Consider the following 8,951-nt stretch of genomic DNA (forward strand, 5'->3'; position numbering starts at 1 on the left):
GACCGGAGCCTTTCTCCGGAGGGCGAAGCCATGTCCGAATGTCGATGAAGAAGGATAGGACCATGCTTAGAAACGATATCCAATTCCCCTACGGTGCCGTCTATTTCCGCAAGTCCAATCCGCCCCGCGAGGACTGGGAGCGCGACTATGCGACGGCCGGCGAGGACGGTCTCAACATCTTCCGCCACTGGTTCATGTGGAGCGCGATCGAAACCGCGCCCGGCGTCTATGACTGGGAGGAATACGACAGGCAGATGGATCTCGCCGCCCAAAACGGCATCAAGACGGTCATCGCCGAGCTCATCCATGCCGTGCCCGACTGGGCGGTGCGCAAATATGCCGATGCGCTGCAGGTCAATGCCGACGGCACCAGGCTCGGCTCCTATATGGGTGTTTCCGCCGCAACCGGCGGATTTTCCAACAATGGCGGCGGCGCGGGCGCGCTGACGCTCAACTGCCCCGAAGTGAAGGAGGCGGCCGGCAGGTTCCTCACCGCGCTCGCCACCCGCTACAAGGACCATCCCGCGATCTACGGCTACGACGTCTGGAACGAGTGCAACTATTCCGCCGATGTCGATTACAGCAGCTATGCGAAGTCGGCTTTCCGCACATGGCTTGAGAAGAAATACGGCACGCTGAAAGTGCTCGCCAAGGCCTGGCATCGCTACAGCTATGCGGATTGGGAGGATGTCGAGCCGCCGGTCCACATGGCGCCCTATCCGGAATGCATCGACTGGCTCCAGTTCAAGCGCGACAATTTCTACGACCAGATGCAATGGCGCATCGACACGATCCGCGCCGTCGACCCGAAGAACACGATCGCGGCCCACGGCATTTCCGGCGCGATCCCCAACATGGCCGCGAACGGCTGCGACGACTGGCTGGCGGCCTCCAAGGTCGAGATCTACGGATTCACCTGGATCCAGGCCCGCAAGGGCACGGAGGCCTGGAAGAACTGGTACGGCGTCGACATCAACCGCGCCGCCGCTCGCGGAAAACCCTTCTGGCATGCCGAGCGCCAGGGCGGGCCGCTGTGGCTGCAGCCTCAGGTGATCGGTCGCGACAAGGACGACGGCCGCGTTGCAGAGCCCGAGGATATCCGCCTGTGGAGCATGACCTCGTTTGCCGGCGGCGCGCGCGGTGTCCTGAACCTGCGCTGGCGCCCGCTGCTCGACGGCCCGCTCTTCGGTGCCTTCGGCGCCTACGGCATGGACGGCGCCCGCACGCCGCGCTCGAAGATGCAGAGCGACATGGCGAAATGGGCAAACGACCCGGCGCAGGCCGCCCTCTGGGAGGCAAAGCCGGTGCGCGGCGAAATCGGCATTCTGGTCGTCCCCGAGACGCAGGAATGGGATTACCTTTTGAACTACGAGCGCAAGGAAAAGCCCTATCCGGAAGCGATGTGGGGGGCCTATCGCGCCTTCCTCGAAAACGGCGTCCAGCCGGACTGGGTCCATATCGACGATATCGACACCTATGATCGGCTTTATTTTCCCTATCCGATCATGTTCACCACCGAGCAGGCAGAACGCCTTACCGCGTGGGTGGAAAAGGGCGGCACGCTGATCGCCGAGGCCTGCCCCGGTTATTTCGGTGACCGCGGCCGTGTCGGCCAAGTGCAGCCGAATATGGGCCTCGACAGGGTGTTCGGCGCCCGCGAGGATCAGGTCGAGTTCATGCCCGATATCGGCGACCGCATCCATTTCAAGCTGGATGGAGCGGCGGTCGATGGCGGCGGTTTTCTGCAGTCCTATGTGCTGGCCGGCGGCAACGCGCGCGGCAATTTCGACGATGGACGGCTTGCCGTGGTCGAGAACGCTTACGGCAAGGGCCGCACGCTCCTGATCGGCACCAATCCGTCGGTCGCCTATTACAAATCGCAAGGCACGGCGAACGCGCCCTTCTTCGCCGAGTTGCTGCGCTGGAGCGGCTGCGCGCCGCATGCGGCCCTGTCGAACAAGGCGCTGTTCGCACGTATCCACAAGAGCGAAAAAGGCAGCTACCTCTGGCTCGTCAATCCGACCCGCGCGGCGCAGCTGACCGAGGTCGAGCTCGCCGAAGGCCCTGGGCGTCTTGCCCCCGGAAAGGCCGTCTGGCCCGTCGGACACGCCCATGACGGCTGCATGATCGAGGTGCCGGCCCGCGACGTCCTGATCCTGCCGCTCGAATGAGGGCGGTCGGTGCCTCACCTTGCCCAAACCTTACGTTACAGGGAGAACGGCCAGCAAGGGCGGGCAAGTCCATCTGAGACGACCTTACGGTGATCACGCGGAGCTTCTTTATGACAGGGATGGTCTGCCGAGATGATCCTCGACACTTCAGCGATGGTCGCGATCCTGTATGGTGAACCGGAGGCCGCTGTCTTCACCGATTGATACACGATGCCGCAACTACTCGGATCAGTGTGGGAAACTACCTGGAGCTATCCATGGTGATCGAGAAGCAACTCGGGCCGGAAGGCATGAGACAGGCGGACGCGTTTTTCCGCCGTGCGGCGATCGAGATCGAGCCAGTAACCGTAGAACAGGGCCATCTGGCTCGGCAGGCGTTCCTCGGCTTCGGAAAGGGCAGACACAAAGCCGGGCTGAATTTCGGTGATTGTTTTGCTTACGCTCTTGCCAGGGATTTCGACGAGCCGTTGCTGTTCAAGGGCGCTGAATTCACTGAAACAGATATCCGTCCGGCCGCATGACGTAGCGGAACGACGTCGGACGCTGCCCCGTCATTTTGTTTTGCCAGTCAAGAAGCAACGACCCTTCGTCGTGTTCTGCCGATGTCAAGACATCAAGATGGAAGGCATCGTATTCAAAATGCTGGGTAGGAAGCTCCCATGTCTGGCTGCGCCGGACGCTACGGCCAAATGCATAGCTGCACTGCACAAAAACAGATGCAGTACGATCTAAGAACGTACTATGGAGCATCGGCTGATGCACATGGCGGCCTCCTCCCAGTTCCGCCGCCGCAGCTGTTCCCCTCAGGAGGTCCATGACCTTCACACTTTATGGGCCGCGGTATCCGTCGGCCCTTTTTTCCTTTTTCAGCCAATGCCGCATGGCGTTTCGAACTTCCGAAGAAGGCGGGGCTGAAGCCCCACGGGCACCGTAGACTTAACCGCCAACGAGGGCGGGCCATGGCGCCGGCTTATTTCGCCCGTCATGCTCGGGCGATCTTCGCCCACAGGTTCATCGCCTCTGAACGCAATTCGCGTTGATGATTAGAGGGGATGTCGTGGCGCGGGATGTGGAACAGGTTGGCAATCGGGTCATGGGTGGAGATGAAGCGTTGTAGATGTCACGCTGACTTGAAGCATTTCATGATCCACTCTCGTCGCCGAACTGGCTGATGCGAATTCTCTGCCCGATTGGTCAGGCGTTGTGGCAACGGTGCTCGACACCGGGCGTGGTCTTCCGCTTTGCATCGTCGTAGGACCGAAGCTTATCGGTGATCATCACTCGAGGCGCTCGCCCTGCCTCTTCAACAGCTTGCGCATCAGGCGTTTGGCCGCCTTCGCATTGCGGCGGCTTAAGGATAAACTCGAAGACCGGTTCACGCTGCCCTCCGCCGGCTCCGAGCAATGCCGTCAGCGCGGCCGCCGCGCGTCACTGGGTGCTGGAACCAATGCGCCTGCAAGTAGTTCTATTGCCGTCGCGAGGGCAAATCCCCCGTCCCTCATTAGATCGTTCGTCGCCCTACGAACACGCTCTCGCGACGCCCTCCCGGCGACGACAACCGTCACACGCGTCGAGGGCGAGATGGTCATGAACATCCTCCCAAAGCCGTGCCATCCGTCGGAGTAGGGACCGAACAAGAGAGCGCCGCTACCTCCGAGGCCAGCGACGCTCCCCATGTCTGACGTCTGTCCGGGACGCAAGATTTCCAAGCTGATCAGTTGATGACGTGCACGACCTTGCGGGTGCTGGGCTCAACCAGCACGGTTTTGCCGCCCACAACGGCATAGCGGTATTTCACGTCCGGGACGTCGACCGTGTGGAGTTCGACCGTTTCGGGAAGCGATGCACCGACGCTGACGGTGACATTCGGCACGTCCACGGACCTCACCTTCTGCTTGGTGACATACTCCTTGATCACCGTTTCTTGTTCCGGGGCAATGACGACTGTCTGTGCTGAAGCGGCAAAAGTGCCTGCCATCGCGGCCAGGCCTGCCGCTGCGAAAATCATGTATTTTTTCATCATGTTATTCCTTAACAACCATGGAAGGGTCATCGTGTTCCAAGGTTTGGACTTCGGTCCGACGGCTATGAGACCTAGGGCCCAACCCAGCAGTCCAGCATTGGGCACAAAGGCCTACGGCGCACGGACCGAAGTCCAGGAGGGGGAACGTCGTGTGCGAGCTCACGTTCATGGCTCACGGCTTCGGCCGCAGCAACGAAGGAGGAAACACAATGAAGAAGCAACTCATCCTGACGACGGCCATACTCGCGCTGGCAGGTGGAACAGCCTTTGCTCAGTCGTCCACTGTCAACGGAGCGGCTGGCGGTGCGGTAACCGGCGCGATCGTCGGTGGTCCTGTCGGGGCTGCGGTCGGTGGCGTGGTCGGCGCAGTCGCAGGTACCGCTATCGATCCGCCGCCGCCGACGGTCGTCACCTATGTCCGTGACCTACCCGCACCGATGGAACGGGTCGTCGTGAAGGAGAAGGTGGTCGTCGGCCAGCCCTTACCCGCGACTGTCGTCGTCAAGGCAGTGCCGGACAACCCGAATTACGCCTACGCAGTCGTGAACGAGCAGCGCGTGATCGTTGAGCCTTCCTCGCGGAAAGTCATCCAGGTCATCAACTAAATTGGTCTGGTCGGGCGTGGGCTACACGCTCGACCGTCTTGGATCGGTCCATGATATATCATCAGCCCAGAAACAGTCGTAGAAGCAGTCCCGTCCTGATGGTTTTGATGGCCATGGTGGGAATGGTCGTCGCACTTGTCGTGCTCAACGACTCTTCGAAGAACTCCCCTCCCCGTGTCTATATTCCCGAGGACCTAGCACTCAAGATCAAATCCTGAAATCCATCGATGGCCAGGGACCTGCCGGGAGATCAATATAGTTGACCTCGTGGCAGAATATCCCGTGCAGTGATTGATGCTCTGCGAATGCACCGCCAACCGTGGCGAACAGGGTGGTGGGTAGCGCGCAGATCATCATGATATGCAAGACTAGCCGCAAAGCGCTTTCGAGCGGAGTAAGCTTAGGCTGAAGTCCCGGTTCCCGTCGCTTCATGCGCCCTCTCCTGCCATTGATCGACTCTTCGGCTGATTCTGCCGATATGTCGATTACTTCCTATGGCCGGAGCGAGCCTTGCACAGTGTGACGGTGAAAGCCGGATTGTTTGGAACACTATGAAAAAGAAGAATGGGATGATGATGGATGGGCGACAACCCGGGCCACCCCAATCAGCTAATGGAAAGCCCGCGTCAATCCCCGGAGGCGCGGGCTTTCGCGGCCGAGGCTCTTCTCTGCTCGACCTATGGCCGAAGCTTAAGCCTCTGGCGCCGAGGTGATCAATTTCTCCAAAGGCAGTATTGACGTCAAAAAAGGGAGTACGAGGCGCAGGGGCTGGCGGGCTTTCGATGACCGGGTCATGCGCGTCCGTCGGTCTGGCATTGCATAGAAAGTTCACCGGCTAGAGCAGCACTCAAATCCTTTCACCCACGCTAGAAAAGGCTCGGGCTCGGAAAGTGCGCTATAGGGACAGGAGCTGGCATCTCCTCTACGTTTCGCCGCTTCCGTGCCTCGCTCGAACGCCACGAAGAGAGCTTCCTCAATATGCAATGGCGAGCCACCGTATTCCCGGTCTATGTATGCGGTGAAAATCTCTTTGCAGCGATCATCCAACAATATGCACCCTCCAATCTCACAGTTATTCAATCGAGGGATGCCATTGTCCCCGTAGGACCTGTACTGCATATGAACGCGGGTTCGGGCGCGGCGGGATGATCGCCTTCTTGGCCGCGTGACACGACCTCAGTCCGGAAAAAATTCGTTGAAGCCCATTCAAATGAAAAAGCCCCGCGGCCGGTTAGGGCTACGGGGCAGTAAGTACACAGGGAACGCCCGACATATCTAGCAGGACAAGGCGGCTGGAACTAGACGTCAGAGGTCCAGTTTTGCCAAAACCCTTCCAGCTTTCAGCTTCCCAGCAGGAGTACACGTGATCGCTTCGACCTCCGCAAAGACGGCCAACATACTTGGGAGATTCGACAGCACCACTGGCAGGACGGTAATCATTGGGGAAAAGCCGTACTGCGACCTGCCGCGAGATAGCGCAGATACGTTCGTCGCCTTCATGAACTCGGTGGGTGTGTTGCCTGACAGGGATACACTGCATTGAACGATAAGCTGATGAGCCGCTTCAGTGCGCGAAAGAACGAAGATGGTACCGACTACTGGAGCGTCTACGACATCTCCACCGGTTTGCCAGCCGTGGTAAACGGAGCGATACTTGATGCACTCGGAATGGAAGAGGCCGATGATTTAGCCGACCTCCTGAACGCGCAATACACGAGGCGCGGAGGGACGACGCCTTGGAATGCCGCCGGTAGCTTGACCAAGCCGTGATGACGATCCGAGACCTGCGAAGACGATCGGGGTGCCCAGCAGAACGACTGTTGCAGACGCGCTGCCGATCTTCAAAGCGCGGCAGCTTGAGAACGCGGCACGAGCAAATCGCATCGGCACTGCTCAACGCAGCAGGCATCATCCGGGACCTGTATATCGCGCAGGAGTCTGGGACGCGGATTTAGATTTCTGATCAGATCCAGTAGGGGGTACTGTTACCACGCGCCACGCTGATAGCCACGAAATCCTTGCATGCAGCCACGCTACCGCGGGACGCAGCTTGTCCTGACCTCGAAAAGCCTCCTTGTGACCAGGTACCGCGCTACTATGGCCACGAGCGCTACCGTGCGGACAACGCCGACGTCGATGACGCTCTCACTGGCTCTGATCACGGTTTCGTCTGGCAGAAAGAGGGAGCCCTTTCAGGTGATCTATGCCGAAGGAGCTATGGTCGCGTTCACCGAAAAGGGTATCTCGGTTGTGGCAGGGTGTCGCCAACTCGAACGGGGAAAACGATTGAGCGGCCGATGTTTGGACCCTGACCTCGTAACGGGTTATGGGCTCGCGCTAAGGCGGACCGGCGCGAGCCTACTGTTTTGCAGACAGAAACCATCCTGGCGGAGTGGCTGAGGATTCCGAATGAGCAAGTGCAAGGATTGTCGAGATACCGGCTGGGTGTGCGAGTCTCACCCAACGCAGCCATGGACAGGAACACACGGATGCGGATGTGGCGCCTCGGGCACGCCTTGCCCCCAGTGCTCCGCGCTCATCTGGAATAAGCCGCCGGACGTCTCCAAGCTGTCTGGGTCCGGCGCCAACGTCGCCGGCGAAGAAGGGAGTTGACTGCCGCGGTTCAGGTCGACGCGGTGACAAAGTGTTAAGCATAGGCCGCCGGGAGCTCTCTCCATCGGAACGACGGTGTTCGCCCCGCGTTGGTGCCCCGTAAATCGGAGGGGGCTATGGATCTTTTGTGTTTTTGGGGAGCCGCCTTGCTGCAGCTTTGGTTTGGTTTTCGCCTGATCCGCAACAATTTCCAGGGCGGGAAAAGATCCGATCCGCCGCTGGCTAGATCGACGACGCTCTCTGCTTCCAATCCAGCATGGGAGCAGGAAATCGTACCGGAATGAGTCCAAAAGCTGCCGCACCCAGCTGTGTTTTGGTGAACAGACGCCGCTTGCGCCGATCTTAATGGAAACTGGCGCCGGCATACTCCTCGCGGTGGGCAGCGACCGTCCTTCTAGCGAACGACTGACGGCAACCCTGTTTGAACTTTTCCGGAGCGTTATCCGCGATGAGAACCAGCTTAAAGCAGTTGTCTCGAAGATCGATTTCATCTGAATCAGCCGGCCGCACTGATCACCCTCCAGGCAGTATGGTCCGGGTTCGGGATACGCGCCAACTTATCAAGTTTCTATCAAAGCGCAGATGTTCCAGCCGCTTTGTTCCTAGATCCATTCGAAATTGCTGAATTTGATCCAGAACCGACTCTGCATAGGTTTGGGCCATCTAAGTCCAAGTCCCAACCTGAGCCTTAGGAGGAGGCCCGCGGCAGGGGCACGCTCGGGTCTTTGGGTGCCTGTCAGTTGATACGCTGGCAACGACCGTTGCACAAAGCTCGGCTTTCAGTCCATGCCCAAAGCTGCCGATGCGGCCATGCCCATGTGTTAGGATTTAGAGCTCTCGTTGGCGCTCAGCATCGTCGAACGCGGTCCCAAGCGTTTTGAAGGTCGCAAGCTTGACATTCTGACCACTGATGGGTCGATGCCAAGTTGCCGAGGGTCTGCCACGCGATCACCTAGGAGAAAGCCGTGTTTGAATTGATCGCCCCAAGTAGGTGGCGTAGCGGCTTCCGATGACTCCTGGAACGAGGCGCACCACATGATACGGCGGCGCATCGTTTCTATCGACGCCGTGAACACTCTCACATCGACTGCGGCGGGTGATGATCTGGTGAAAGAGGCGACGGCCCGGGACTTTCTCGCCGACGCTCTCCAGCACCGCAAATCCATCGGTTATGATCAATCGGCGCTGCCACCGATCGAAAAAGCAGGGACCGATATTAGCAGAAGCGGGTCGGTACGACGGGCTCATGGATCAGTCGCCGGTTGGGAACCGGCCTTGTGCGACAGGCCGCCCTTCCTTCAGCGATTCGACACGTTTACCTCCCACAGATCGCGGGCATTGCTGGCATCCGCGGACCGAAAAGGCGGCTTATAGAAATCAGCGATGTCCTGCTTGAGGAGCGTCCACCGAAGGAAGCGCATGATCCGTTCGCCGAGCCCTCGATGAAGGCTCTTGAGTGGCTTACCTTTGGCATCACCGAGGGTCCGGGTTACTTCACGCTCGACGGCTCGGTGCGGCGGCGACCGGGCGCGAGACGGG

General features: G+C 59.5%; 7 protein-coding genes and 3 pseudogenes. 6 read left to right on the forward strand and 4 right to left on the reverse strand.

Annotated features, from left to right (window positions below):
- Nucleotides 1-62 precede the first annotated feature (62 nt).
- Nucleotides 63-2,171: a beta-galactosidase gene (locus GQ59_RS18760; protein ID WP_037083980.1), complete on the forward strand. Its 2,109-nt coding sequence runs from the start codon at nt 63-65 to the stop codon at nt 2,169-2,171.
- 132 nt (nt 2,172-2,303) lie between these two features.
- Nucleotides 2,304-2,692: pseudogene (locus tag GQ59_RS18765) on the forward strand (type II toxin-antitoxin system VapC family toxin).
- Here the strand turns inward: GQ59_RS18765 and GQ59_RS31985 are convergent.
- The 3 genes and pseudogenes from GQ59_RS31985 to GQ59_RS18775 form a co-directional block, all read right to left on the reverse strand.
- A complete protein-coding gene (locus GQ59_RS31985) occupies nt 2,661-2,987 on the reverse strand; it encodes a hypothetical protein (protein ID WP_152564384.1) in 327 nt (108 codons plus the stop codon). The pseudogene GQ59_RS18765 and the gene GQ59_RS31985 overlap by 32 nt on opposite strands.
- 166 nt (nt 2,988-3,153) lie before the next feature.
- A pseudogene (locus GQ59_RS33640) lies at nt 3,154-3,523 on the reverse strand (DDE-type integrase/transposase/recombinase); the annotation flags it as partial.
- 362 nt (nt 3,524-3,885) lie between these two features.
- Complete coding sequence (locus GQ59_RS18775; RefSeq protein WP_037083929.1) at nt 3,886-4,191, reverse strand: DUF1236 domain-containing protein; 306 nt, start codon at nt 4,189-4,191, stop codon at nt 3,886-3,888.
- Between the two features lie 212 nt (nt 4,192-4,403).
- Here GQ59_RS18775 and GQ59_RS18780 point away from each other — a divergent pair, with 212 nt between their 5' ends.
- A complete protein-coding gene (locus GQ59_RS18780; protein ID WP_037083930.1) occupies nt 4,404-4,799 on the forward strand; it encodes a DUF1236 domain-containing protein in 396 nt (131 codons plus the stop codon).
- A 207-nt stretch (nt 4,800-5,006) separates the two neighbouring features.
- Here GQ59_RS18780 and GQ59_RS18785 read toward each other — a convergent pair whose 3' ends face one another.
- Entirely contained in the window at nt 5,007-5,231 is a 225-nt protein-coding gene (locus GQ59_RS18785; protein ID WP_037083931.1) for a hypothetical protein, read from the reverse strand.
- A 1,107-nt stretch (nt 5,232-6,338) separates the two neighbouring features.
- On the opposite strand from GQ59_RS18785, the gene GQ59_RS18795 reads away from it, so the two are divergent.
- From GQ59_RS18795 to GQ59_RS33100, 3 genes and pseudogenes are all read left to right on the forward strand, one after another.
- Entirely contained in the window at nt 6,339-6,569 is a 231-nt protein-coding gene (locus tag GQ59_RS18795) for a hypothetical protein (RefSeq protein WP_037083935.1), read from the forward strand.
- A 959-nt stretch (nt 6,570-7,528) separates the two neighbouring features.
- A complete protein-coding gene (locus GQ59_RS32370; protein WP_156376356.1) occupies nt 7,529-7,696 on the forward strand; it encodes a hypothetical protein in 168 nt (55 codons plus the stop codon).
- Between the two features lie 458 nt (nt 7,697-8,154).
- Nucleotides 8,155-8,621: pseudogene (locus GQ59_RS33100) on the forward strand (catalase); the annotation flags it as partial.
- Nucleotides 8,622-8,951 lie beyond the last annotated feature (330 nt).

The sequence above is a fragment of the Neorhizobium vignae genome (assembly GCF_000732195.1).
Lineage (GTDB): Bacteria > Pseudomonadota > Alphaproteobacteria > Rhizobiales > Rhizobiaceae > Neorhizobium > Neorhizobium vignae.

What these genes read in the sequence shown, in the direction of transcription:
- GQ59_RS18760 (WP_037083980.1), top strand. Translation starts at nt 63, where the DNA reads ATGCTTAGAAACGATATCCAATTCCCCTACGGTGCCGTCTATTTCCGC.
- GQ59_RS31985 (WP_152564384.1), bottom strand. Translation starts at nt 2,987, where the DNA reads ATGGACCTCCTGAGGGGAACAGCTGCGGCGGCGGAACTGGGAGGAGGC.
- GQ59_RS18775 (WP_037083929.1), bottom strand. Translation starts at nt 4,191, where the DNA reads ATGAAAAAATACATGATTTTCGCAGCGGCAGGCCTGGCCGCGATGGCA.
- GQ59_RS18780 (WP_037083930.1), top strand. Translation starts at nt 4,404, where the DNA reads ATGAAGAAGCAACTCATCCTGACGACGGCCATACTCGCGCTGGCAGGT.
- GQ59_RS18785 (WP_037083931.1), bottom strand. Translation starts at nt 5,231, where the DNA reads ATGAAGCGACGGGAACCGGGACTTCAGCCTAAGCTTACTCCGCTCGAA.
- GQ59_RS32370 (WP_156376356.1), top strand. Translation starts at nt 7,529, where the DNA reads ATGGATCTTTTGTGTTTTTGGGGAGCCGCCTTGCTGCAGCTTTGGTTT.